24 protein-coding genes and 1 pseudogene are annotated in these 23,142 nt (G+C 50.5%); 14 read left to right on the forward strand and 11 right to left on the reverse strand.

Features of this window, described 5'->3' with window-relative positions:
- Nucleotides 1-219 precede the first annotated feature (219 nt).
- Nucleotides 220-468 (forward strand): GlsB/YeaQ/YmgE family stress response membrane protein, encoded by a 249-nt coding sequence (locus J4728_RS02115; RefSeq protein ID WP_000512149.1) that lies wholly within the window; start codon nucleotides 220-222, stop codon nucleotides 466-468.
- 138 nt (nucleotides 469-606) lie between these two features.
- Here the strand turns inward: J4728_RS02115 and J4728_RS02120 are convergent, their stop codons facing one another.
- Nucleotides 607-705, reverse strand: coding sequence for a YoaK family small membrane protein (locus J4728_RS02120; protein ID WP_001589065.1), 99 nt, complete (start codon nucleotides 703-705; stop codon nucleotides 607-609).
- 195 nt (nucleotides 706-900) lie between these two features.
- Between J4728_RS02120 and J4728_RS02125 the strand changes: the two genes are divergently transcribed.
- Together J4728_RS02125 and J4728_RS02130 are read left to right on the forward strand one after the other, a co-directional pair.
- Nucleotides 901-1,152: a DUF333 domain-containing protein gene (locus J4728_RS02125; protein WP_000673492.1), complete on the forward strand. Its 252-nt coding sequence runs from the start codon at nucleotides 901-903 to the stop codon at nucleotides 1,150-1,152.
- 68 nt (nucleotides 1,153-1,220) lie between these two features.
- Nucleotides 1,221-1,532, forward strand: coding sequence for a hypothetical protein (locus J4728_RS02130; protein WP_000487129.1), 312 nt, complete (start codon nucleotides 1,221-1,223; stop codon nucleotides 1,530-1,532).
- On the opposite strand, the gene J4728_RS02135 is transcribed toward J4728_RS02130, so the two are convergent.
- Nucleotides 1,518-1,865 carry a DUF488 domain-containing protein gene (locus tag J4728_RS02135; protein ID WP_001649780.1) on the reverse strand — a complete coding sequence of 116 codons (348 nt, stop codon included), beginning with the start codon at nucleotides 1,863-1,865 and terminating at the stop codon, nucleotides 1,518-1,520. The genes J4728_RS02130 and J4728_RS02135 overlap by 15 nt on opposite strands.
- Before the next feature lie 118 nt (nucleotides 1,866-1,983).
- On the reverse strand, nucleotides 1,984-3,168 hold the full coding sequence (locus J4728_RS02140) for a CynX/NimT family MFS transporter (RefSeq protein ID WP_208211030.1): 1,185 nt from the start codon (nucleotides 3,166-3,168) through the stop codon (nucleotides 1,984-1,986).
- Nucleotides 3,169-3,268: 100 nt separating this feature from the next.
- On the opposite strand from J4728_RS02140, the gene J4728_RS02145 reads away from it, so the two are divergent.
- Nucleotides 3,269-4,063, forward strand: coding sequence for an AraC family transcriptional regulator (locus J4728_RS02145; protein ID WP_000579793.1), 795 nt, complete (start codon nucleotides 3,269-3,271; stop codon nucleotides 4,061-4,063).
- Here the strand turns inward: J4728_RS02145 and J4728_RS02150 are convergent.
- A complete protein-coding gene (locus tag J4728_RS02150; protein ID WP_000460698.1) occupies nucleotides 4,043-4,489 on the reverse strand; it encodes a DUF441 domain-containing protein in 447 nt (148 codons plus the stop codon). The genes J4728_RS02145 and J4728_RS02150 overlap by 21 nt on opposite strands.
- A gap of 205 nt (nucleotides 4,490-4,694) precedes the next feature.
- Between J4728_RS02150 and yoaI the strand changes: the two genes are divergently transcribed.
- Nucleotides 4,695-4,802 (forward strand): small membrane protein YoaI, encoded by a 108-nt coding sequence (yoaI, locus tag J4728_RS02155; protein ID WP_000272241.1) that lies wholly within the window; start codon nucleotides 4,695-4,697, stop codon nucleotides 4,800-4,802.
- Here yoaI and J4728_RS02160 read toward each other — a convergent pair.
- From J4728_RS02160 to yeaG, 4 genes are all read right to left on the reverse strand, one after another.
- Complete coding sequence (locus J4728_RS02160; RefSeq protein ID WP_010989016.1) at nucleotides 4,799-5,317, reverse strand: YbaK/prolyl-tRNA synthetase associated domain-containing protein; 519 nt, start codon at nucleotides 5,315-5,317, stop codon at nucleotides 4,799-4,801. The two genes, yoaI and J4728_RS02160, sit on opposite strands and share 4 nt — an antisense overlap.
- Nucleotides 5,318-5,366: 49 nt before the next feature.
- Nucleotides 5,367-6,860, reverse strand: a complete 1,494-nt coding sequence (dgcJ, locus tag J4728_RS02165; protein ID WP_001048652.1) for a diguanylate cyclase DgcJ — start codon at nucleotides 6,858-6,860, stop codon at nucleotides 5,367-5,369.
- 640 nt (nucleotides 6,861-7,500) lie between these two features.
- The gene (locus J4728_RS02170) at nucleotides 7,501-8,787 is read right to left on the reverse strand and encodes a YeaH/YhbH family protein (RefSeq protein WP_208211033.1); all 1,287 of its coding nucleotides are present in this window, start codon (nucleotides 8,785-8,787) and stop codon (nucleotides 7,501-7,503) included.
- A gap of 122 nt (nucleotides 8,788-8,909) precedes the next feature.
- Nucleotides 8,910-10,844: a protein kinase YeaG gene (yeaG, locus tag J4728_RS02175; protein WP_001518010.1), complete on the reverse strand. Its 1,935-nt coding sequence runs from the start codon at nucleotides 10,842-10,844 to the stop codon at nucleotides 8,910-8,912.
- Nucleotides 10,845-11,270: 426 nt separating this feature from the next.
- Here yeaG and J4728_RS02180 point away from each other — a divergent pair, with 426 nt between their 5' ends.
- From J4728_RS02180 to J4728_RS02190, 3 genes are all read left to right on the forward strand, one after another.
- Nucleotides 11,271-12,017, forward strand: coding sequence for a MipA/OmpV family protein (locus J4728_RS02180; protein ID WP_000163762.1), 747 nt, complete (start codon nucleotides 11,271-11,273; stop codon nucleotides 12,015-12,017).
- Between the two features lie 289 nt (nucleotides 12,018-12,306).
- Complete coding sequence (locus tag J4728_RS02185) at nucleotides 12,307-13,503, forward strand: anaerobic sulfatase maturase (protein WP_000029242.1); 1,197 nt, start codon at nucleotides 12,307-12,309, stop codon at nucleotides 13,501-13,503.
- A gap of 95 nt (nucleotides 13,504-13,598) precedes the next feature.
- Nucleotides 13,599-14,456: an aldo/keto reductase gene (locus tag J4728_RS02190; RefSeq protein WP_208211036.1), complete on the forward strand. Its 858-nt coding sequence runs from the start codon at nucleotides 13,599-13,601 to the stop codon at nucleotides 14,454-14,456.
- 98 nt (nucleotides 14,457-14,554) lie between these two features.
- Here the strand turns inward: J4728_RS02190 and J4728_RS02195 are convergent, their stop codons facing one another.
- Together J4728_RS02195 and gapA are read right to left on the reverse strand one after the other, a co-directional pair.
- Nucleotides 14,555-15,439, reverse strand: coding sequence for a D-hexose-6-phosphate mutarotase (locus J4728_RS02195; protein WP_208211039.1), 885 nt, complete (start codon nucleotides 15,437-15,439; stop codon nucleotides 14,555-14,557).
- Between the two features lie 334 nt (nucleotides 15,440-15,773).
- On the reverse strand, nucleotides 15,774-16,769 hold the full coding sequence (gapA, locus tag J4728_RS02200) for a glyceraldehyde-3-phosphate dehydrogenase (RefSeq protein WP_000153505.1): 996 nt from the start codon (nucleotides 16,767-16,769) through the stop codon (nucleotides 15,774-15,776).
- 341 nt (nucleotides 16,770-17,110) lie between these two features.
- On the opposite strand from gapA, the gene msrB reads away from it, so the two are divergent.
- Complete coding sequence (gene msrB, locus J4728_RS02205) at nucleotides 17,111-17,524, forward strand: peptide-methionine (R)-S-oxide reductase MsrB (RefSeq protein WP_208211041.1); 414 nt, start codon at nucleotides 17,111-17,113, stop codon at nucleotides 17,522-17,524.
- Nucleotides 17,525-17,565: 41 nt separating this feature from the next.
- Entirely contained in the window at nucleotides 17,566-17,844 is a 279-nt protein-coding gene (locus J4728_RS02210; protein WP_001046864.1) for a YeaC family protein, read from the forward strand.
- 109 nt (nucleotides 17,845-17,953) lie between these two features.
- On the opposite strand, the pseudogene J4728_RS23785 reads toward J4728_RS02210, so the two are convergent.
- A pseudogene (locus tag J4728_RS23785) lies at nucleotides 17,954-18,450 on the reverse strand (glycosyl hydrolase family 18 protein); the annotation flags it as partial.
- Nucleotides 18,451-18,745: 295 nt separating this feature from the next.
- Here J4728_RS23785 and J4728_RS02220 point away from each other — a divergent pair.
- Genes J4728_RS02220 through J4728_RS02235 form a run of 4 tightly spaced genes read left to right on the forward strand, consistent with a single transcriptional unit; the run spans nucleotide 18,746 to nucleotide 23,140 of the window.
- On the forward strand, nucleotides 18,746-19,822 hold the full coding sequence (locus tag J4728_RS02220) for a zinc-binding dehydrogenase (protein ID WP_000645183.1): 1,077 nt from the start codon (nucleotides 18,746-18,748) through the stop codon (nucleotides 19,820-19,822).
- A gap of 26 nt (nucleotides 19,823-19,848) precedes the next feature.
- Nucleotides 19,849-21,228, forward strand: a complete 1,380-nt coding sequence (locus J4728_RS02225; protein ID WP_000435326.1) for an MFS transporter — start codon at nucleotides 19,849-19,851, stop codon at nucleotides 21,226-21,228.
- Nucleotides 21,229-21,238: 10 nt separating this feature from the next.
- A complete protein-coding gene (locus J4728_RS02230; RefSeq protein WP_208211043.1) occupies nucleotides 21,239-22,282 on the forward strand; it encodes an NAD(P)-dependent alcohol dehydrogenase in 1,044 nt (347 codons plus the stop codon).
- A gap of 21 nt (nucleotides 22,283-22,303) precedes the next feature.
- Nucleotides 22,304-23,140: a ketose-bisphosphate aldolase gene (locus J4728_RS02235; RefSeq protein WP_000878870.1), complete on the forward strand. Its 837-nt coding sequence runs from the start codon at nucleotides 22,304-22,306 to the stop codon at nucleotides 23,138-23,140.
- The last annotated feature ends 2 nt before the right edge of the window (nucleotides 23,141-23,142 follow it).

Raw genomic sequence — 23,142 nt, forward strand, 5'->3', positions numbered from 1 at the left:
AATGTGAGCAATGTCGTACCGAACAGGTGGGTTATAAACTCAACCACTCGGTGTTGATAAAGATAATCGTTATCATTAATGATTGCAACCCTGATATTTATGCGCTTTTATCCACGGCGCTAAAAGGTGATGGATATCACAAACTTCACTTTCCTGACGATGTGCTATTCTTTTTAACGGCAAATAAACCGCTAACGTTAAGACATAAGTGAGGAAAAAATGGGCATTCTTTCATGGATTATTTTTGGACTTATTGCGGGTATTTTGGCTAAGTGGATCATGCCAGGTAAAGATGGCGGCGGATTCTTTATGACGATCATTCTGGGGATCGTTGGTGCGGTAGTCGGAGGATGGATCAGTACGTTCTTTGGCTTTGGCAAAGTGGATGGTTTCAACTTCGGCAGCTTTGCAGTCGCGGTGATCGGCGCGATTGTCGTGCTGTTAATCTACAGAAAAATCAAAAGCTAAACGCAGAACTTTCAGAGATAATAAAGGCTACGACAGGTAGCCTTTATTATTCAAAATGAATTTACCACCAGCCCAGTTCGGTACCCGCCACCGCAATTAGCGCGATGCCCATCAACACCATCGTTGTTTTCCTCATGGTTATGCTCCCGGCGCGGCGTAACCGCCAATAAAAAACCATGCCAAAAATAATATTGCCGTAATGAAAATGACGACAGGGAAGAGGATACCCACTCTCATGCTATTACCTTCACTGTTCAGGGGGCGCCAGAATAGCAGGGTTTTCTCAGCGACAAAAGGTCGGTTGCTTTGTGACAGGGCGTGGTTATTACTGACTTAACCCGGGATAAACACCCACTAAAGCGCTGACAGAAAGTATGGAAATAGCGTACCCGCCAGGTTATCCTGGACAAAATATCGCTTTAAGGAGTCGTTATGAAATTTACGTGGATTGCGTTGCCAGGCGTATTGCTGCTGAGCGCTTGTTCATCGTCGCAACCCAACGCCCCCAGGCCGCCGCGTATTGGGATGCCTAATCCGGCAGCCGTCTACTGTGAGCAACAGGGCGGTACGCTGATGCCGGTGCAGACCCCACAAGGCGTGCGTTCCGATTGCAAATTGCCCAATGGCGAAATCATTGATGAGTGGACATTATGGCGCAGAGAGCACCCTGATACGAAAAAGTGACAACCTGCGGTCCGACGGGATATGATTAAGAACAATCTGATAATGAGTTTCATGCGGCGCAAGAAAATATGTTTCAGTTAAAGCCGGGCGCGTTGGCAATAGTTATTGGCGCTAAAACACCCGCCGGACGGCGGAATATTGGTAAATCGGTTGAGCTATTTTGCCTGTGTCAACCCGGAGATGAATTCATTAACCCGGTAAATGGACACGTCACCTTACTGCCGAAAGAAGCGCCTCGGGCGCTGTGGCTGGTCACGGGCGATGTAGCCTCCGCCGATGGCCAGCACGGTTTTGCTTGGGTGCGGGCAGAACATTTGATGCCGTTGTCCCCGGACAGACAACCAGGCCAGGCGGCGGCACGACAATCACAGCTCTCGTAGCCACTCTGCCAGCACAATGGCATGGTTCTGGCGAGTATCTTTAGCGGCGTATAGCAACGTTAGCGGCTGGTGTCGGGCAATATCCGCCAGACGTTTGCCTTCTTGATGCTGTTGCGCAAGTTCTGCCCGGTATTGCTGCGTGAAGTGGTTAAAATCAATCAGTTCGCTATGAAAGGCTTTGCGCAATTCGGTTGAGGGCGTAATAGCCTTATTCCATTCATCATAGACCAGCGCTGCTTTTTTAATGCCTCGCGGCCATAGCCTGTCAACCAATACCCGATAACCATCGTCTTTTTCCGCCGGGAAATAGACGCGCTTACACTGGATTCGCATTTTTCCCTCCTGTGATGGTGTCGCTTACGCTACTTTTGTCGGATAGCGGTAATGATTTTAATGGATCAGGCCTGATAAACGAAGCGTCATCAGGCATTCAAGTGGGTATCAGGTTTATTTATGACGCTATCTCTCGATCGCGTCCGGCGTAGAGGCCGAAAATCGCCATGATGATAGCCAGAACCGTCACGCCTGATAGCGGCAGATACCAGCTACCGCTGGCATCATGAAGTTTTCCCATGACGGGCGGCCCACATGCCGCCAGTAAATACCCGACCGACTGCGCCATGCCGGAAAGCGCCGCTGCCTGATGCGCCGAACTGGCGCGCAGGCCAATAAACGTCAGGCCGAGGATCATCGTCGCGCCTGAACCGAAGCCGAACAGTAGCGTCCAGATGACCGCCTGGCCCGGCACAAACCAAAGCCCCGCCGCGCCCACTGCGCACAAGAGTGAGACCAGCGCGGCAATCCAGCGTTGATCGTTAAAGCGATGCAAAATAAGCGGAATGGCTAACCCAGGCGCCGCGGTCGCCAGTTGCAGCAGGCCATGTAGCGATCCTGCCTGTGCTTCGCTGTAACCGTGGTTGATGAGTATTGTTGGTAACCAGCCGATAATCACATAATAAATCAGTGAGTTAAGTCCCAGAAACAATGTAACTTGCCAGGCTAAAGGCGAACGCCAGATACCGCGTTCATGTAATGCCCGGGAGCTACTCAGGTTAGCTGTGCGAGTAGTGCGCCACTGCGGCAACCAGATAAGAAACGCCAACAGCGGAAACAGCATCAGCATTAACAGCGCGCCGCGCCAGCCAAAACCGTGCAACGCCAGCGGAACCACCAGCGCAGACCCCAACGCGGCGGCGGCGCCCATCGTCAATGAGTACGCGCCCGTCAGCCTGGCGACATGTTGTGAAAAATCGCGCTTAATCAATCCTGGTAGCAGCACATTACCCAGCGCTATCCCGCACCCAATAATGGCAGTTCCGGCAAACAACAATGCAGCGGAGGGCAGGGAGCGGAGAGCAATACCCGCGCAAATCAGCAGCATTGCGGCAAACAGACTGCGTTCCATCCCAAACCGGCGGGCAATACCGGCCGCCAGCGGCGAAACCAGTGCAAACGCCAGAAGCGGCAAGGTTGTTAGCAGGCCCGTCTGGGCGGTGGAAAGACCGTAATCCGAACGGATTGTCTCCAGCAACGGCGCAGCGCCGGTAAATGTTACGCGCAGCGTAGTGGCTATCATCAAAATACCGGCAATCAGTAAAGCGCCCTGTTTGCCGCGTGGAGAAAGGGTTGTCGTCATCGTTTTCTCATCTCGTCAGGCGAGGCGATACCTTAACAGTTTTTACTGTTTGGATGAATCAAGCTAAAATGACAATTTATCGCTAAAATCGGACAATATAATGATTGGCCTGAGACTGGACGGTTACGATCCCGACCTTCACCACGATGCCGCTGTGGCCTTTTGTATTCGCGCCAGGGATGATGAACTGTTTAGCCCTCGCCATCAGCATCGCAAGGGACAGTTGATTCTCGCTCTGCACGGCGCGATCACCTGCGAGGTGGAAAATGCGATGTGGATGGTGCCGCCCCAGTATGCCGTCTGGCTCCCTGGCTCGCTGCCGCACAGTAATCATGTGACCGCAGGGGCGGAGCTGTGCTTTTTATTTATTGAACCTGCGGCGGTCGTCATGCCGGAGCGTTGCTGCACGCTGAAAATTTCGCCGTTATGCCGGGAGTTGATTTTGTCGCTGGCGCGCAGAACCGATCCCGAAAGAGCGCAAATGCCAACGCAGCGCCTTATTCAAGTGTTGTTTGATGAACTGCCGCAGCAGCCGCAGGAACAATTGCAATTACCGGTATCAGGGCATCCGAAAATTCGCCAAATGGTTGAGACAATGGCGCAGGAGCCCGCGCGATGGAATACGTTAGGGCAGTGGGCCAGCGTATTCGCGATGAGCGAGCGTAACCTTGCCCGGCTGGTCGTCAAAGAGACGGGACTAAGCTTTCGTCGCTGGCGTCATCAGTTGCAATTAATCCTGGCGCTACAAGCGCTGATCGCGGGACGTAATGTACAACAGACGGCGCAAATGCTGGGTTATGATTCCACCACGGCATTCATTACCATGTTTAAAAAAGGCCTGGGGCAGACCCCAGGCCAGTATCTGACGGGCGAGTTACTGCTTCCCCACAATTAAAGAGACCAGCCCCGCCGCAATCAGTGGGCCGACCGGCACGCCGCGAAACAGCGCGACGCCAAGTACCGTACCGACCAGCAGCCCGGCGACGAGCTGCGGTTGGTTTCCCATCAGCGTAATGCCGCGACCGCCCAGCCAGGAGACGAAAACGCCGACAGCAATCGCGACCAGCGATTTCCAGTTCACAAAAGAGTGGATCAATGTGGAGGGCGGTAGGGTTCCGCTGGCGATGGGAGCCATTACGCCGATGGTCAGAATGATAATCCCGACGGTGAGTCCCTGTTTTTCAATCCAGGGAAAAAAGGTATTCAACGGGGTTACGCGGACAATAATCAGCACCAGAATTGAGACGGCGACAGTGGTGTTGTGGCTGATAAATCCCAGAGCTGCCAGTCCGAGCAGGATCAGCAGAGTGACATCAAACATTATGGTTTCCTTGCCAAAAAGTAAGCCTGACTACTTTACGCCCAAACGGCAAAGCGCACAGGCCTTTTTAACGATTGATGCGGATTTCAGGCAACTGCCTGAAAGACAATCTCTACGTGAAAAACGGCGTTGTCATTAAATTGCCATCAACGCCGCGTATTGCTAACAGGTGAACCGTCATTGTTGTCTTCCTGAGGATACAATTATGTACGATCCACCGTTTCTTGAAGCGCTGATGATTACGGCGTCGTTTTTCGCCATTTTTATCATTATCGTTGTGTCGGTATTGCTCCTTGAAGGGGGAGGGGACTAAGCCGTTGGCGATGACTGAAAGCGGCGGAAGACTGCCAGTTCTGGTCGGGCGATGCGCAGATAGTCCTGTGTATTCATAATGACTGATTTTTCCAGCAGGCCGGCATTAAAGGCAATTTCATCGAAACGCTCAAACAGGAGCGGATCGGCGACCAGTTTCAGATTGGGGTGAAAACTGAAAGGCGGGATCGCGCCAAAAACGCAGCCGGTCAGCATATCGACTTCCGCCGGGCTGGCAAGGGAAGCGCGTAAGCCGCCCAGATGTGAAGCAAGCTGAGAGAGGTCGGCTTGCTGATCGGCCGCCAGAATAGCAAGAACGTGCTGGTTGACGCCGTTGCCTTTGACTTTACAGACCAGCGCTTTTGCGCCCTGGCCCAGCGCAGTACCGCGTATTTCAGATACCGCTTCGCATTTCCCTACCGCTTCATGGTTCACCACACGATAGCGCGCGTTCTCCTGGGTTAATAAAGCCACTAAACGTTGGTGTGTAGCGACACCCTTCGCGACTTCAGTCATTTCGGCCATTTCTCACTCCTGGTGCAATATGAACATTTACTGCGAAGCACTATGATGAACGATGTTGTTTTTGTTGTTTGTTCAGATAGAGCTGCGCATCGGAAGCCTGGTAGGCATCATTAATCGTATCATTGGGCTGCATATTATAAATCCCGGCAGAAAAATGGACTGTCTTATCCGGTGCGATAATTTGCAGGTTACGAATAATACGCTCCGGCAGATGGATAGCCAAATCCGCCGCGTAATCAACAAGAATAATACAGAACTCATCGCCGCCGAGGCGAATGGCGTAATCGCTTTTACGAATCGATGTTTTAATCGCTTTCGCCAACAGGGTTATAATTCGGTCGCCTTCCTGGTGCCCCTGGGTATCGTTGATCAGTTTTAACCTATCGCAATCAATAGCGACAAATGTCACCGGCGTCCCGGTATTGACCAGGCGTTGCAGTCGCTGTTCCAGCACAGGTGTTAATATTTTACGGTTGTAAAGCCCGGTCATGGCATCGCTAATATTTTCGCGTGTGACGTTGCGATAAAGCCGAAAGTGCATCCGTACCATATTAAGCAGGAGCGCCGTTGCCAGTAAGTAAAAGGCCAGCGCTTTCCAGGACGAGACAAGGAAATAGGTTAAATCAAGGGACAACGAAACGCGCAGTCCACCAGGGATATCATGGCTATAATTCACATATTGAAACAGATTATTTTTGCTTTGATTAATAATAATTTCTTTTCCGGAGTCCATGTCCTTTAGTGTTACGTTAAGATAACGCCAAACCAGCGGACGGTCCTGGGTATAAAAAATATTTTTTAAATTATCCTGGTTAACATCCACCATCACGATGCCTTTTAACGATCCCGCCAGATAGACTGGCGTTAAAAAACTCATGACGTTTTCCTGGGTAATATCATCCATGTAAATACTTGAAATAACCGTACGGCCGGTAAAAAGTTTATCTATATCTTTTCTGTTAATACCCATTGTGCCTTTTTGTAAAAAAGTCCAACGATGCATGGCGAAGCGCCGTGAGTTGATTAAATCATAGAAATAGACATAATGTTTATTTAAATCAACGTAATAACGGAATTTAAGCTCCAGTGTGCCCAGCCCGTGACTGTGGTCGTCCTGCGAACGGTTGATGCTTACCGCCTGATCAAATGCAGGCAGTAAAAGGGCGTCATCAAGATTATCGGTACACTGTGTAGCGGCGGTTTGCAGGGTACCATGTAGCGCCGGATAATTATGCCGGGTCAGGTTGACACCGTGCGTACCGTTAATAGCCTCAAAGGCGTCGCAAAACGCGCGGCGTTTTTCTGCGGTGACGGGGTCTCCCGGCGCTTCAAAAGTTCGCATCAAATGTGCGGCGATGCTTTGATTCTGGTACTTATCGTACAAAAACGACGAATCGGCTCTCTCCATGATATAACGCATATAGGCATTCATTGCCCTGTCGCTGGCAATAAGTTCGTAAATCAGGAAGGACGATGTCAAAACGATGACGCTTGCCGAGATAAAGTGCCTGAGCGCTTTATGATGCAAATTCATGATGAACTACAGCCCTGAAAGTCGGATGCGTTAGTTTACCATAGCGATGAGAATTCCTCTAATAGACTGTTTAAAAATAAAACGTGTTAATGTTATGGAATAAAAATCATTCTCGATTTAATAAATTCAATAATATATGATGTTGATATTTTCAGTCGTGACTATTGTCGCAAAAAGTAAATTGTTAATTAACGGCATCGATTTAACACTAACGAAAATAAAATAGCCTTTATTATTACGCGAAAGGAGTGTGAAGTGGTAAGGATAATAATGTACTTCCGTTCGGAGGCACTATGAAACGATTTAAAGAAATGGCAACAATTTTTCTTTTTGCATTGCTGGCTGCGGGGTTCACGTCGTCTGCTATGGCAGCGTCGGGTAGTGATAGTCCGTGGGATTTTGATTTTTCGGGTCCATGGCTTTTTTGCAAACTACAACCCCCTGATTCTCTGCAATTACCGCCACCTCCTGGTGAGTATTGCTGGCATTAATAAATCCATACTATTCCAGTGATAAGTCGGCGCATGTAAGGTTAATCCAGTCAGGAGATATACAGGTTTACGGCTATTGTAATGGCAATATGTATAATCGCCTTGTTAGTGATAAATCAGCCCGTGACGCATTACGGGCTGATTTAGGTTTATGCACTTTGATTGGCGCTCTGTTTCTGAAACAATTCGCGGAATACCGGATAAATATCCTCCTGATCGCGAATATGCTGCATGGCGAAGTTATCGAACGTCGCCTGCAGATGTTCATACTCGCGCCATAAGGTCTGGTGGGCGCGGCGGGTAATCTCGATATAGCTGTAATAGCGCACTACCGGCAGCAGCTTTTTCGCCAGAATCTCATGGCACAGCGGTGAGTCGTCGGCCCAGTTATCACCGTCTGACGCTTGCGCCGCATAGATGTTCCACTGACCGGGGTCGTAGCGCTCTTTAACTACTTCGTCCATGAGTTTAAGCGCGCTGGAGACAATCGTCCCGCCGGTCTCTTGCGAATAAAAGAACTCATGTTCATCCACTTCCTTCGCCTGGGTATGGTGGCGGATATAAACCACTTCGACGTTCTTATACGTTCGGCTCAAAAACAGATAAAGCAGAATGTAAAAACGCTTGGCAATATCTTTGGTTGCCTGGTCCATCGAACCCGAGACGTCCATCAGACAGAACATCACCGCCTGGCTGGAGGGCTCAGGTCGTTTTTCATAATTTTTATAGCGTAAATCAAAAGTGTCGATAAACGGCACCCGCTCGATTTTAGCCCGTAGTTCGGCAATCTCCCGACGTAACCGCTCCTCTTCAAGCAGTTGCGCTGGTTCGCTTTTGCTGATGGTCTCCAGTTCCGTTTCCAGCGCGTGCAGTTCGCGGCGTTTTCCTGCCGTCATTGCTGTACGGCGCGCCAGAGAGTTTTGTAGCGAACGTACCACGCTGATATTGGCCGGCACGCCGTTTGAGGTGAAACCGGCGCGGTGAGTTTTATACTCGTTAAGCTGGCGATGCTGGTTTTTTTTCAGATTAGGCAGCGCTAAATCTTCAAAGAGCAGATCCAGATACTCATCTTTTGAAATCTGAAAAACAAACTCATCCTGGCCTTCGCCGTCCTGGCTGGCCTGACCTTGACCGCTACCGGAACCGCCGCCGCCACCGCCTTGCGGACGCTCAATGCGATCATTCTGGATAAAGTGATCGTTACCCGGATGGACGCGATGGCGCAGACCGCCGCGCCCCTGATGAAACATCGGTTCGCTAATATCATCGGTTGGAATAGAGACGGACTCTCCGCTGTCGACATCGGTCACAGAGCGTTTATTAATCGCTTCGGAAATCGACTGCTTAATTTGTGCTTTATAACGACGCAAAAAGCGCTGGCGATTCACCGTGCTTTTATTTTTGCCGTTAAGACGTCGGTCTATGAACCAGGTCATATGCCCCCCGTACTGCCAACTGAGCGCCTGTTCTGTCAGTGCCGGATAGCGCTAACGCTTAGCCAGTCTACAGAACATTACTTTGTAGGACCGGTAAGCGCAAGCGCCACCGGGCATTAACATCACGACGATTTACGCACGCGCAGGTACCACTCGCACAGCAAACGAACCTGTTTACGGGTATACCCTTTTTCCATCATCCGATCGACAAAGTCGTCATGCTTTTTCTGCTCGTCAGTCGACGTTTTGGCGTTAAAAGAAATGACCGGCAACAGCTCTTCAGTATTAGAGAACATTTTTTTCTCAATCACCGTGCGCAGCTTCTCGTAACTGGTCCAGTTTGGATTACGGCCGCTATTGTTGGCTCTGGCGCGCAGGACAAAGTTTACTATCTCATTACGGAAATCTTTCGGGTTACTGATACCCGCTGGTTTTTCAATTTTTTCCAGTTCGGCGTTCAGCGACTCGCGATCGAACAGTTGACCGGTATCCGGGTCGCGATACTCCTGATCCTGAATCCAGAAATCCGCATAAGTCACGTAACGATCAAAAATGTTCTGCCCGTACTCAGAATAAGATTCGAGATAGGCCGTCTGGATCTCCTTGCCGATAAATTCGGCGTATTTCGGGATCAGGTAGCCTTTCAGGAACTCCAGATAACGCTCAGCTTGCTCCTGCGGGAACTGCTCGCGCTCGATTTGTTGTTCCAGAACGTAGAACAGATGTACCGGGTTTGCCGCCACTTCCGCATGGTCGAAGTTGAATACGCGGGAGAGGATCTTAAAGGCGAATCGGGTGGAGAGACCGTTCATCCCTTCGTCCACACCCGCATAGTCGCGATACTCCTGGTACGATTTAGCTTTGGGGTCGGTATCTTTCAGGCTTTCACCGTCATAAACGCGCATTTTCGAGTAAATACTGGAATTTTCCGGCTCTTTCAGGCGGGAAAGAATCGAGAAGCGCGAAAGCGTTTCCAACGTGCCCGGCGCGCAGGGCGCATGAGCCAGCTCGCTATGATTAAGTAGTTTCTCGTAGATTTTGATCTCTTCGGAGATTCGCAGGCAATAAGGCACCTTCACAATATAGACACGGTCGAGGAACGCTTCGTTATTTTTATTGTTACGGAAAGTCACCCATTCAGATTCGTTTGAGTGGGCAAGTATGATGCCATTAAAGGGCAGGGCGGAAATACCTTCCGTACCATTGTAGTTACCTTCCTGAGTTGCGGTCAGCAAGGGGTGCAGCACCTTAATAGGCGCTTTAAACATCTCGACGAACTCCATGATCCCCTGGTTAGCGCGGCACAGCGCGCCAGAGTAACCATACGCATCCGGATCGTTCTGGGCGTGATGTTCGAGTTTACGAATATCCACCTTGCCGACCAGCGCCGAAATATCCTGGTTGTTTTCATCGCCGGGTTCCGTTTTGGCGATGGCAATCTGCTCCAGAATGGAGGGCCAGACTTTCACCACGCGGAATTTAGTAATATCGCCGCCAAACTCATGCAGGCGTTTGGCCGCCCACGGGGACATAATCGTACCGAGATAGCGGCGCGGAATACCGTACTCTTTTTCCAGAATCTGCGCGTCTTCCTGCGGATTAAACAGGCATAACGGATGATCGTTGACCGGACTACGCTCGCCGTTGGCGCTTAAAACATAAATTGGCACGCGCTGCATTAGCGATTTCAGCCGTTCAGCGAGCGATGATTTGCCACCCCCCACAGGTCCCAGCAAATAGAGAATTTGCTTCTTCTCTTCCAGCCCTTGCGCCGCATGTTTCAGATAAGAGACAATCTGTTCAATCGCGTCTTCCATGCCGTAAAACTCTTCAAACGCAGGATAGCGAGCAATAACCCGGTTGGAGAAGAGTCGGGAAAGTCGGGGTTCCTGGGCAGTGTCGACCATATTAGGCTCGCCGATAGCCATTAATAGCCGCTCTGCCGCGTTGGCATAAGCACTGCGATCTTGCCGACAAATGGTAAGAAAATCCTGCAGTGTGAACTCTTCGTCCTTGGCAGCTTCGTAACGCTGGCGATAGTGATCGAATATATTCATGATATGCCATCCTTTCGTTTTTTCGCACATGTTAAGAGCCGTTCATATGAATAGTAGAGGCTCCCGGAAGAGGTAGACTGAACGCCGTCTCTGCTAAGGAAAAAAAAGCAACTCTCATGCCATTTTATTGGTCAGAAGATTAACGTGTCCGGTGATACACCTTCTTAACATTAAGCGTAGATGGCATTTGCAAAACTTGCCTGTACGCGTCAGTGGATTTCGATGACATATCAATAACTCATCAGGTAGAAAAGGCTGGTGGATATCAGAAAAAGCGTTCCCGGTCATATAACGATCATCAGCCGATCATCTGAAAATAATCGGTGGTGGTGATATTAAACGGTTACATTGTGTAAAATAGTTGGGCTTACAGGTATTGGCGGTTACACTTTTGCCGCAGAACATTTGAATAAGGAATTATGGATTGTGACCAAACTTAAACTTCTGGCTCTTGGCGTGTTTATTGCAACATCCGCCAGCGTCGCGCACGCTGAAAGCAACCTGACGTTGGGCGCAGGCGTTGGTGTGGTTGAACACCCTTATAAAGATTACGATAGCGATGTTTATCCGATACCGGTCATCGCTTATGAAAGCGAAAACTTCTGGTTCCGTGGTCTGGGCGGCGGGTACTACTTGTGGAATGACAATGCCGATAAGTTGTCAATCATGGCATACTGGTCCCCGATGTACTTCAAACCGGGCGACAGCGATGACCATCAGTTGCGTCGTCTGGACAGGCGTAAAAGTACTATGATGGCGGGCGTTTCTTACGCGCATCACACCCAGTATGGATTCCTGCGTACCTCACTGGCAGGGGATACGTTGGATAACAGTAACGGTATTGTCTGGGATCTGGCCTGGCTGTATCGGTATACCAATGGCGGGCTGACCTTAACGCCTGGTATCGGGGTTGAATGGAATAGCGAGAACCAGAACGATTACTATTACGGCGTATCACGTAAAGAATCTTCGCGTAGCGGCCTGCGCGGCTATAACCCGAACGATAGCTGGAACCCGTATCTTGAACTTAGCGCTAACTATAATTTCGCCGGTAACTGGAGCGTATATGGTACTGCGCGCTACACCCGCCTGTCGGATGAAATTACCGACAGCCCGATGGTGGACAAATCCTGGACCGGTATCCTTTCTACTGGCGTGACCTATAGATTCTGATTGATTGAATTTGCCGGAAAAACCACGACAAAGCCTGCGTTATGCGGGCTTTGTGCTGTCTGAAACGCGAACATGACGGCTTGCATAAATGCGCTGTTGACCGGGTATGGCGCAGCCTTACGTGATTTATACTTTGTTACATCAATTTAAAAAACTAGCCTTTCATATGAAAAATCCAGGTGATTACAACTGCGCTAACAATTAGCGTAATAATTGTTGCAATGCTGGCTGATATCGCCCTGTCACGTCCCGCTTATGCTATACCCATTCTTCACAGCGAGTAAGACGAATGAGCATAGTATTCAATACCGTAGCCAAGCCCAGCGGCAGTCTGTGTAACTTATCCTGCAAGTACTGTTTCTATCTTGATAAACCCCGGGGCCAGCGCGTCATGTCTGACGATGTGCTGGAGACGTATATCCGTCGGGTAATTGATGATACGCCATCCTCAGAGGTCTCGTTTTGTTGGCAGGGGGGAGAGCCGACGCTATGCGGTCTTTCTTTTTATCAAAAAGTGGTGTGCTTGCAGCAACGCTATGCCAACGGCAAAACTATTTACAACAGTCTGCAAACCAATGGCGTATTAATCAATGAAGAGTGGGCGGCTTTCTTTGCGCAGCACCAGTTCCTGATTGGTATATCGATTGATGGGCCGCAAGTCGTTCATGATAATTACCGGAGAACGCCGTCAGGGCGGGCGTCTTTTTCCCGAGTCGTTAATGCTATCCGCCTTCTGCAGGCAAATGATGTCGAGTTCAATACGCTCACTGTCGTGAATGATGCATCATGCCGTCATGGCAACGCTATTTATCATTTTTTGACGCAGGAACTGGAAAGTAAACACCTGCAATTTATTCCCATTGTTGAGCCGCTCGCGCAAAAAGCGCAGCGTTCTTTGACGTTATCTGACAATGAAGATTCGCCTTCGCTGATGCCCTTTTCCGTCACGCCTGAAGGGTGGGGCGCCTTTATGTGCGATGTTTTTGATCAATGGATACGTCACGATGTCGGACGCATATTCGTACAGCTTTTTGACAACTTACTTGGCGTCTGGATGGGGGAGCCCGCCACGCTTTGTACGATGCAGTCGACCTGCGGGCAAAGTTTGCTGGTGGAGCAGAATGGCGACGTGTTTAGCTGTGACCATTTTGTTTTTCCCGCCTATAAACTGGGCAATCTGCAGCAACACTCTTTAGAAGAAATGGCGGCCTCTCCTTTTCAGCAGCAGTTTGGCGCGGCTAAAGCAAACCTTTCTTCACGCTGCCAGAACTGTACGTGGCGCTTTGCCTGTCACGGCGGTTGTCCGAAACATCGAATTTGTATGGACGGTGGCGAACGGCAAAATTATCTCTGTAAAGGATATCTGGAGTTCTTTCAACATGTGACGCCCTATATGAATGTGATGCGTCAATTATTACTGAATCAGCGGCCCGCCGCGCATATTACCCGCATCGTCGACATGATTGCAGATGACGTTCGTCAGTGACAAGAAAATCGCCCCCTTGCGCGGTATGATGCCGGACATTACCGTAGGGTCTAAGAGTCCTGTATTGTTTTACCGTCGAGTGACCTTGAAAAGGAATGAAATCAGTGAAAAACGTAACGTTTTGCGGGCAGGTGACGCTTCCTGCTATCGGACAGGGAACATGGTATATGGGCGAGCGCGCGGATCAACGTCAGCGCGAGGTTTCGGCGTTGCGCGCGGGGCTGGATTTGGGGTTACGCCTTATTGATACAGCGGAAATGTATGCCGACGGCGGGGCGGAAAAGGTCGTGGGCGAGGCGTTAGCAGGGCGACGCGATGAGGCATTTCTGGTGTCAAAAGTGTACCCGTGGAACGCTGGCGGTCAGAAGATAGTTGCCGCCTGTGAAGAAAGCCTGCGTCGTCTGAAAACAGATTATCTCGATCTCTATCTATTGCACTGGGCCGGAAGCTTTTCATTCGAAGAGACCGTTGAAGGTATGGAGCGGCTAATCGCGCAGGAGAAAATTCGCCGTTGGGGAGTCTCTAATCTTGATTATGACGATATGCAGGCGCTGTGGCGCATCCCTGGGGGACAGCAATGCGCGACAAATCAGGTGCTCTATCATCTGGCGTCACGCGGTATTGAGTATGATTTATTGCCGTGGTGTCAACAACAGCGAATGCCAGTGATGGCCTATAGCCCGCTGGCGCAGGCTGGCCGGTTACGTAGCGGTTTACTGAATCATCCGGTGGTGAATGAAATTGCGCAAGCGCATAACGCTACGGCGGCGCAAATCTTACTGACGTGGGTGATTGCGCATCCGGGCGTGATGGCGATCCCGAAAGCCGGAAGTACAGAACACGTGAAGCAAAATGCGGCGGCGCTTGAGATCGCCTTGTCAGCAAACGAACTTGCCTTACTGGACAACGCCTGGCCTGCGCCAAAAGGGAAAACCGCGTTGGATATGGTGTGACGCCGGATAAAATGTGTAAGCGCCGCCATCCGGCAGGTCATGCCTGATGGCGGCTGACGCCTTTCAGATCCTATAGTAACGCCGTTATCCATTCACTTTTAGCGTTTAGCGACGCAGATAGTCTGCGCCAGACGAGAGGGTTTTTCTTCTATGGCTTGTTGCGGCGCAGTAGCGTAAACCGTTTCAACGCAGACAAACGTTTTATAGCCGTCATCCGGCATGTCGCCCATGCTGACGGACAACGCCGGGCCAGGGTTCCAGCCTACGACGTTAAGGTGATGGTGGTGGACCACATCAATCGTGCGGTTTAATGTCGCATCGTGGATCACGCTACATGCTTCAGGATTGAGGTAAACGCGATCGGTACGGTCCGGAAAGGTTTGTATACCGCCGGCCAGGACACCTTCTTTAGCGTCGTTAACTTTATCAATAAACCGATCGCCGAGTCCGCTGACCTTAACGTTGGCGATGTCGCCAACGTTAAAATAGCTGTGGAGCGCGGATGTGGTTGCAAACTCGCCATGCGCTTCCAGTTCAATTTCACAGGTTTTGCCCACTTTAAAACGTGCCAGCAGCGTGAAATCGTGCGGCCAGTATTTCCGGGTGGCCTCACTGCTTTGCAGCTCAAATGTCAGCATTACGCCATTATCATCTTCATTATGCGCTTTTAGCGCCCACGGTAGATTACGCGCAAAGCCGTGTGACGGCAGACCCTGTTGGGCCGCAGGTCCAAACCAGGGCCAGCAGATCGGTACGCCGCCGCGTAGCGCCACGCCGGTTTTGAAAGGCGTATTATTACTGAGCCACAATACCTCTTCCTCGCCAACGGGTTTCCAGGAGAGAAGGTGCGCGCCCTGTAATGCAAAAGAGGCTTTAACCTGCGGATGGTCAACGACGATCAGATCCAGGTCATCAAGCTGACGACGGGAAAGGACAGGGGTAAGCTGTTCGATAACCGGGAGGGCAAAAATTTTATTAATCATTACGCAATCCTCTTAACCCTAAATAATTCGAGTTGCATGACAAGGCGCTTGTGCCTTGACCAGTGCTTGCGCTGGCCCGTAGAGACGAGGCCGCAGGCCGAGTAACGCGGCAAGTGAACGACAAATTCATCGGGAACGAACTTGAACAACCGTAGGTCATCTCCGGCCAGGGACATGGACATCCCTGATTCATCCCGATAAGTTCGACTTCCGTCAGTGATTCGGGTGAGAAAGCATAGCCAACACACCTGCAACTTGAAGTATGACGGGTATATCTTTAAGCAAAAAAAAGAGCGACCTGAGTCGCTCTTACCAATGACTGTGTCATCTCAACTTATTTGGAGATGTGAGCAATCAGGTCCAGTACTTTGTTGGAGTAACCGGTTTCGTTATCGTACCAGGAGACCAGTTTCACGAAGTTGTCGTTCAGCGCGATGCCTGCTTTAGCATCGAACACGGAAGTGCATACTTCGCCGTTGAAATCGGTAGATACAACGTCGTCTTCGGTGTAACCCAGAACGCCTTTCATTTCGCCTTCGGCAGCAGCTTTAACAGCAGCTTTGATCTGCTCGTAGGTAGCCGCTTTTTCCAGACGAACGGTCAGGTCAACAACGGATACGTTCGGAGTAGGAACACGGAACGCCATACCGGTCAGTTTGCCATTCAGTTCAGGCAGTACTTTACCTACCGCTTTAGCAGCGCCAGTAGAGGACGGGATGATGTTCTGAGATGCGCCGCGGCCGCCGCGCCAGTCTTTGTGAGACGGGCCGTCAACGGTTTTCTGGGTTGCGGTAGTCGCGTGAACAGTAGTCATCAGACCTTCGATGATGCCGAAGTTGTCGTTGATAACTTTAGCCAGCGGCGCCAGGCAGTTGGTGGTGCAGGAAGCGTTGGAAACGATGTCCTGGCCTTCGTATTTGTCAAAGTTAGCGCCTTTAACAAACATTGGGGTGTTGTCTTTAGACGGACCCGTCAGAACCACTTTTTTCGCGCCAGCGGTGATGTGTTTACGCGCGGTTTCGTCAGTCAGGAAGATACCGGTAGCTTCAGCCACTACGTCAACACCAACTTCGTCCCATTTCAGGTTAGCCGGATCGCGTTCAGCGGTAACACGGATTTTTTTACCGTTAACGATCAGATGACCGTCTTTCACTTCAACAGTACCGTCGAAACGGCCGTGAGTGGAGTCATATTTCAACATGTATGCCATGTACTCTGCGTCTAACAGGTCGTTGATTGCAACGATCTCGATGTCAGAACGTTTCTGAGCAGCACGGAAAACAATGCGACCGATACGGCCAAAACCGTTGATACCTACTTTGATAGTCATATATTCCACCAGCTATTTGTTAGTGAATAAAAGGTTGCCTGTAAAATTACAAAAACCTTACGCAGCGTCAAGCGGAATCGTGTCAATCATTGCGACAAATCAATCCTCTGCACAACCTTTGCGCGGCTGATTCGCCTCACTCTTCCTTTCGGCTTGAAACCACATGGGGGCGCCGCCTCGAATTTTAAAGGGCAACCGAGATAATAATGTGACATCAGTCACGATTCGTGAGCCGCCATTTCGCAATGATCAAGTTTAGGACAAAAGTTGGTACTGAGGTGTTAATGTTTTGTTAGAATCGGTCAGGCAATGTGAGCACGTTTAAAGTGAGATGTGAGCAAATGGCTAACCAACCTTCAGCAGAAGAACTCAAGAAAAAATTGTCCGAAATGCAATTCTATGTGACGCAGGATCGTGGCACAGAACCGCCATTTACCGGACGCCTGCTACATAATAAACGCGATGGGGGTTATCACTGCCTGGTCTGTGATACGCCGCTTTTTCACTCCCACACCAAATACGATTCAGGCTGCGGCTGGCCTAGCTTTTACCAGCCTGTCAGCGAAGAGGCGATTCGTTACATAGACGATTTTTCTCATGGAATGCAGCGTGTCGAAATTCGTTGCGGTAACTGCGATGCGCATCTCGGACACGTTTTCCCGGACGGGCCGCAGCCAACCGGTGAGCGCTATTGCGTTAACTCGGCCTCGCTGGCCTTTTCTGACGAGAAAAACGGCGATCAACTGAAAGGCTGAAAAAACGATTCAGCAAATTATTCCACAGGAGCGGACACATCATGAATCTTGATGAGATCATTAACAGCATGACGCCGGAAGTGTATCAACGTTTATCCACCGCCGTTGAGCTGGGTAAGTGGCCGGATGGCGTGGCGTTGACGCCGGAACAGAAAGAAAACAGCCTGCAACTGGTGATGCTATGGCAGGCGCGGCACAATACCGAAGCGCAACATATGACGATCGATACTCACGGTCAGATGGTGATGAAAAGCAAGCAGCAGCTCAAAGCGGATTTCGGTATTACGTCAAAGCCGATTGCGACATTGAAAATGCAGTAACGGCAGCCGGATAAGAGGTAGCCGCCATCCGGCGGTTTCATTGCCAATGCGTTGTGCTTACCGGGCCTGCTCATTGCTGCCAGGCACAGGCCCGCCATATTTTTACCCATTAACGCTTAATGTACAGCGAGTCCGCCAACTGTTTCGCTAACTGATTATTGTCATCGGCGGCCTATTCCCAGAACTTGCGCCAGCCAGCCCGCGCTTTTTAATCTGGTCCGCGTTGATCGCCACCGGGCGCGGATTTTCATAAGAGAGGGCAAACAGCGCCTTCCCCCGGCAGACTTCACTGACTGCGGCGGCAGCAGTAGGCCAGCGTTTGAGTCATACGGATTGGCATTGAAATACTGTGTGCCATAGGGCCATGTCGTAAGTCATCAGATTGATAAAATCGAGCTACGGGGCTATAGCTTTCACGTCCAGCCAGCTTTTCGGACTTTCCGCATTCGCGCCGACGACGAGGGTGACCCATTTTTGGGGCCCATTAGCTGACGAAGCGCTTTTAAATGCGACGTTAAACGAATATTCCCAGTCAAGATCGATCCCATCGAGACCATATTTGTCGACAATCTTCTGCGCCGGTTTAATAAACACCGCGCGGGCTTCTTTAACGATCCTCTTCGACATCTAAAACAGAAACACGCCACAGAATGGAGTGACGAAAAAATAACCGCAGCAGATTAGCGTCTTCATCCATGGAAACCTGCGCAGGCGTTCACGCCGTCTTTCGCGATACGGCTTCCATCTTTTTGGTTTTATCGCCGTTTGTTTCGTTGAGTTTGTGATCTTGGTTGGTAAATACAGATCATTATCTGTGTTTTAAAGATTTATCGTTGACCTTAAAGATTTTATGGTTAAGTATGATGAGCATTGATGCACACCAAACACAAAGGAAGATGCAATGAAAGCACTGGCGAGATTTGGCAAGGCCTTTGGCGGCTACAAAATGATTGATGTCCCGGAGCCGGTATGCGGTCCGGAAGACGTGATTATCGAAATCAAAGCGGCGGCGATCTGCGGCGCGGATATGAAGCACTATAACGTTGACAGCGGGTCCGACGAATTTAACTCCGTTCGCGGTCATGAATTCGCCGGACGTATCGCGCGGGTGGGCGAAAAAGTGAAAGACTGGAAAGTCGGCCAGCGCGTGGTTTCTGACAACAGCGGACACGTTTGCGGCGTTTGCCCTGCCTGTGAACAAGGCGATTTTCTGTGTTGTACAGAAAAAGTGAATCTGGGTCTGGATAACAACACCTGGGGCGGTGGATTTTCCAAATACTGCCTGGTTCCGGGAGAAATCCTGAAAATCCATCGCCATGCCCTGTGGGAGATCCCGGAAGGCGTGGATTACGAGGAAGCCGCAGTACTGGACCCTATCTGCAACGCCTATAAATCTATCGCCCAGCAATCCAAATTTTTACCCGGCCAGGACGTGGTAGTCATCGGCACCGGTCCGTTAGGTCTGTTTTCGGTCCAAATGGCCCGCATTATGGGGGCGGTAAATATCGTGGTGGTTGGCCTGGATGAGGATGTTCCTGTCCGTTTCCCTGTGGCCAAAGAACTCGGCGCGACGGCGTTTGTTAACGGCTCCACGGAAGATGTCGTCGCACGCTGCCAGGAGATTTGCGGCAAAGACAACCTCGGTCTGGTGATCGAATGCTCCGGTGCCAACATTGCGCTTAAACAGGCCATCGACATGCTGCGGCCAAATGGTGAAGTGGTTCGCGTCGGTATGGGGTTTAAGCCGCTCGATTTCTCCATTAACGACATTACTTCCTGGAACAAAAGCATCATTGGGCATATGGCCTATGACTCCACATCCTGGCGCAATGCGATTCGCCTGCTTGCCAGCGGCGCTATCAAAGTAAAACCGATGATCACCCATCGTATCGGTCTTTCTCAGTGGCGCGAAGGCTTTGACGCAATGGTCGATAAGACAGCCATTAAAGTGATCATGACCTACGACTTTGATGAATAACCCTTCTGCTAAAGGAACGTTATCGCATGGAACAGATAACAAAACCGCACTGCGGCGCCCGGCTGGATCGCCTGCCGGATTGCCGCTGGCATTCATCAATGTTTGCCGTCGTCGCCTTTGGTCTGCTTGTTTGCTGGAGTAATGCCGTCGGCGGATTAATTCTTGCCCAGCTCAAGGAGTTAGGCTGGACCGATAATTCCACGACAGCCACCTTCTCCGCCATTACCACGGCGGGGATGTTTCTCGGCGCGCTGGTGGGCGGCATTATCGGCGATAAAACCGGACGCAGGAACGCCTTTATTCTGTATGAAGCGATTCACATTGCCTCGATGGTCGTGGGCGCATTTTCACCGAATATGATGTTCCTGATTGCCTGTCGTTTTGTGATGGGCGTGGGATTAGGGGCATTACTGGTCACGCTGTTCGCCGGATTTACCGAGTACATGCCCGGCAGAAACCGGGGAACCTGGTCGAGTCGCGTTTCGTTTATTGGCAACTGGTCATATCCATTGTGTTCCCTGATTGCAATGGGGCTGACGCCGCTAATTAGCGCGGAATGGAACTGGCGCGTGCAGTTACTGATCCCGGCTGTACTGTCGCTGATTGCTACCGCGCTTGCCTGGCGATACTTCCCTGAATCTCCCCGCTGGCTGGAATCGCGCGGGCGTTATCAGGAAGCCGAAAAGGTTATGCAGGCCATTGAAGCAGGCATCGAACGTCAGACAGGAAAACCGCTGCCGCCGGTTGTTATTGAAAGCAGCGGCAAGCCGCCGCGTTCCGTACCGTATTCAGCGTTGCTCACTGGCGTATTACTGAAACGCGTTATTTTGGGTTCCTGCGTGCTGATTGCCATGAACGTTGTGCAATACACGTTAATTAACTGGCTGCCCACCATCTTTATGACACAGGGCATCAACCTCAAAGATTCGATCGTTTTAAATACCATGAGTATGTTCGGCGCACCGTTTGGCATATTTATCGCTATGCTGGTAATGGATAAAATTCCGCGCAAAACCATGGGTGTCGGTTTATTAATTCTGATTGCCGTGCTGGGATATATTTATTCGCTGCAAACCAGCATGTTGCTCATCACCTTAATTGGCTTTTTCCTGATTACCTTTGTCTATATGTATGTCTGTTATGCCTCGGCGGTCTATGTGCCGGAGATCTGGCCAACAGAAGCGAAACTTCGCGGTTCCGGCCTGGCGAACGCTGTCGGCAGAATCAGCGGTATCGCTGCCCCCTATGCGGTGGCGGTATTACTCAACGGTTATGGCGTGACGGGCGTTTTCGTCCTGCTGGGCGCTGTCTCGATTATCGTCGCCGTCGCAATAGCGACTATCGGAATCGAGACCAAGGGTGTTTCGGTCGAAAGTCTGGGCATTGATAAGGTCACGAGTAAATAAAGGAATAAAAATGAAAAATTCAAAAGCGATATTAAAAACGCCGGGCACCATGAAAATTATCGCAGCGGATATTCCGGTGCCAAAAGATAACGAAGTGCTGATCAAAGTGGAATATGTCGGTATTTGCGGTTCAGATGTTCACGGTTTTGAATCCGGGCCATTCATTCCGCCGAAGGATCCAAATCAGGAAATTGGCCTAGGGCATGAGTGTGCCGGAACGGTCATTGCGGTCGGCAATCGGGTAAGCAAATTTAAGCCAGGCGATCGGGTTAATATCGAGCCGGGCGTGCCGTGCGGCCACTGCCGCTATTGTCTGGAAGGAAAATACAATATTTGTCCGGATGTTGATTTTATGGCGACGCAGCCGAATTATCGCGGGGCCTTAACGCACTATCTGTGCCATCCGGAAAGTTTTACGTACAAGCTTCCGGACAATATGGACACTATGGAAGGTGCGCTGGTGGAACCTGCTGCTGTTGGAATGCACGCGGCAATGCTGGCGGATGTTAAACCGGGTAAGAAAATCGTCATTCTCGGCGCGGGCTGCATTGGTTTAATGACCCTGCAAGCGTGTAAGTGTCTGGGGGCGACCAATATCGCGGTAGTGGATGTGCTGGAAAAACGGCCGGCAATGGCTGAACGACTGGGAGCGACAACCGTTATCAATGGGGCGAAAGAAGATACTGTCGCGCGCTGCCAGCAGTTCACCGACGATATGGGCGCCGATATTGTGTTTGAAACCGCCGGTTCCGCCGTCACAACTCAGCAAGCGCCGTATCTGGTCATGCGCGGCGGGAAGATCATGATTGTTGGCACTGTCGCGGGAGATTCAGCGATTAATTTCCTCAAAATTAACCGTGAAGTCTCCATCCAGACGGTATTCCGCTATGCCAACCGCTATCCGGTGACTATTGATGCCATCTCCTCCGGGCGTTTCGATGTGAAATCAATGGTGACGCATATTTACGATTACAAAGACGTGCAACGTGCATTTGAAGAATCGGTGAATAACAAACGCGACATTATTAAAGGCGTTATTAAAGTTTGCGATTAATAAAAAACGGGAGAAACAGCGATGTTGGCAGATATAAAATATTGGGAAAATGATGCACAAAATAAACATTACGCGATTGCGCACTTTAACGTGTGGAATGCGGAAATGTTGATGGGAGTGATTGATGCGGCGGAAGAGGCAAATTCGCCGGTTATTATCTCCTTTGGTACCGGATTTGTGGGCAATACTTCATTTGAAGACTTCTCTCATATGATGGTTTCCATGGCTAAAAAAGCCTCTGTGCCGGTAATTACCCACTGGGATCATGGACGTAGCATGGACATTATCCATAATGCCTGGACGCACGGCATGAACTCGCTGATGCGTGACGCTTCATCCTTTGACTTTGAAGAAAATATTCGCCTGACCAAAGAAGCCGTTGATTTCTTTCATCCGCTGGGTATTCCGGTAGAGGCGGAGTTAGGGCACGTAGGGAACGAAACGGTGTATGAAGAGGCGTTGGCGGGGTATCACTATACCGACCCGGATCAGGCGGCGGAATTTGTAGCGCGCACCGGTTGTGACTCGCTGGCGGTCGCCATCGGCAACCAGCATGGCGTGTACACCTCTGAACCAAAACTGAATTTTGAGGTCGTGGAGCGCGTGCGCCAGGCAGTTTCCGTACCGCTAGTGTTACACGGCGCTTCCGGTATTAGCGACGCGGATATCAAAAAAGCCATTTCGCTGGGCATCTCGAAAATCAATATCCACACCGAACTGTGTCAGGCCGCGATGGTAGCGGTAAAAGAGAATCAGGATCAGCCGTTCCTGCATCTGGAACGCGAAGTACGCAAAGCGGTAAAAGCCCGCGCGCTGGAAAAAATCAAACTGTTCGGTTCAGATGGTAAAGCGGAATGATG

The sequence above is a fragment of the Salmonella sp. 32070601201500089SM genome (genome assembly GCF_017573605.1).
In the GTDB taxonomy this organism is placed as follows: Bacteria; Pseudomonadota; Gammaproteobacteria; order Enterobacterales; family Enterobacteriaceae; genus Salmonella; species Salmonella enterica.

What these genes read in the sequence shown, in the direction of transcription:
- J4728_RS02115 (WP_000512149.1), top strand. Translation starts at nt 220, where the DNA reads ATGGGCATTCTTTCATGGATTATTTTTGGACTTATTGCGGGTATTTTG.
- J4728_RS02120 (WP_001589065.1), bottom strand. Translation starts at nt 705, where the DNA reads ATGAGAGTGGGTATCCTCTTCCCTGTCGTCATTTTCATTACGGCAATA.
- J4728_RS02125 (WP_000673492.1), top strand. Translation starts at nt 901, where the DNA reads ATGAAATTTACGTGGATTGCGTTGCCAGGCGTATTGCTGCTGAGCGCT.
- J4728_RS02130 (WP_000487129.1), top strand. Translation starts at nt 1,221, where the DNA reads ATGTTTCAGTTAAAGCCGGGCGCGTTGGCAATAGTTATTGGCGCTAAA.
- J4728_RS02135 (WP_001649780.1), bottom strand. Translation starts at nt 1,865, where the DNA reads ATGCGAATCCAGTGTAAGCGCGTCTATTTCCCGGCGGAAAAAGACGAT.
- J4728_RS02140 (WP_208211030.1), bottom strand. Translation starts at nt 3,168, where the DNA reads ATGACGACAACCCTTTCTCCACGCGGCAAACAGGGCGCTTTACTGATT.
- J4728_RS02145 (WP_000579793.1), top strand. Translation starts at nt 3,269, where the DNA reads ATGATTGGCCTGAGACTGGACGGTTACGATCCCGACCTTCACCACGAT.
- J4728_RS02150 (WP_000460698.1), bottom strand. Translation starts at nt 4,489, where the DNA reads ATGTTTGATGTCACTCTGCTGATCCTGCTCGGACTGGCAGCTCTGGGA.
- yoaI (WP_000272241.1), top strand. Translation starts at nt 4,695, where the DNA reads ATGTACGATCCACCGTTTCTTGAAGCGCTGATGATTACGGCGTCGTTT.
- J4728_RS02160 (WP_010989016.1), bottom strand. Translation starts at nt 5,317, where the DNA reads ATGACTGAAGTCGCGAAGGGTGTCGCTACACACCAACGTTTAGTGGCT.
- dgcJ (WP_001048652.1), bottom strand. Translation starts at nt 6,860, where the DNA reads ATGAATTTGCATCATAAAGCGCTCAGGCACTTTATCTCGGCAAGCGTC.
- J4728_RS02170 (WP_208211033.1), bottom strand. Translation starts at nt 8,787, where the DNA reads ATGACCTGGTTCATAGACCGACGTCTTAACGGCAAAAATAAAAGCACG.
- yeaG (WP_001518010.1), bottom strand. Translation starts at nt 10,844, where the DNA reads ATGAATATATTCGATCACTATCGCCAGCGTTACGAAGCTGCCAAGGAC.
- J4728_RS02185 (WP_000029242.1), top strand. Translation starts at nt 12,307, where the DNA reads ATGAGCATAGTATTCAATACCGTAGCCAAGCCCAGCGGCAGTCTGTGT.
- J4728_RS02190 (WP_208211036.1), top strand. Translation starts at nt 13,599, where the DNA reads ATGAAATCAGTGAAAAACGTAACGTTTTGCGGGCAGGTGACGCTTCCT.
- J4728_RS02195 (WP_208211039.1), bottom strand. Translation starts at nt 15,439, where the DNA reads ATGATTAATAAAATTTTTGCCCTCCCGGTTATCGAACAGCTTACCCCT.
- gapA (WP_000153505.1), bottom strand. Translation starts at nt 16,769, where the DNA reads ATGACTATCAAAGTAGGTATCAACGGTTTTGGCCGTATCGGTCGCATT.
- msrB (WP_208211041.1), top strand. Translation starts at nt 17,111, where the DNA reads ATGGCTAACCAACCTTCAGCAGAAGAACTCAAGAAAAAATTGTCCGAA.
- J4728_RS02210 (WP_001046864.1), top strand. Translation starts at nt 17,566, where the DNA reads ATGAATCTTGATGAGATCATTAACAGCATGACGCCGGAAGTGTATCAA.
- J4728_RS02220 (WP_000645183.1), top strand. Translation starts at nt 18,746, where the DNA reads ATGAAAGCACTGGCGAGATTTGGCAAGGCCTTTGGCGGCTACAAAATG.
- J4728_RS02225 (WP_000435326.1), top strand. Translation starts at nt 19,849, where the DNA reads ATGGAACAGATAACAAAACCGCACTGCGGCGCCCGGCTGGATCGCCTG.
- J4728_RS02230 (WP_208211043.1), top strand. Translation starts at nt 21,239, where the DNA reads ATGAAAAATTCAAAAGCGATATTAAAAACGCCGGGCACCATGAAAATT.
- J4728_RS02235 (WP_000878870.1), top strand. Translation starts at nt 22,304, where the DNA reads ATGTTGGCAGATATAAAATATTGGGAAAATGATGCACAAAATAAACAT.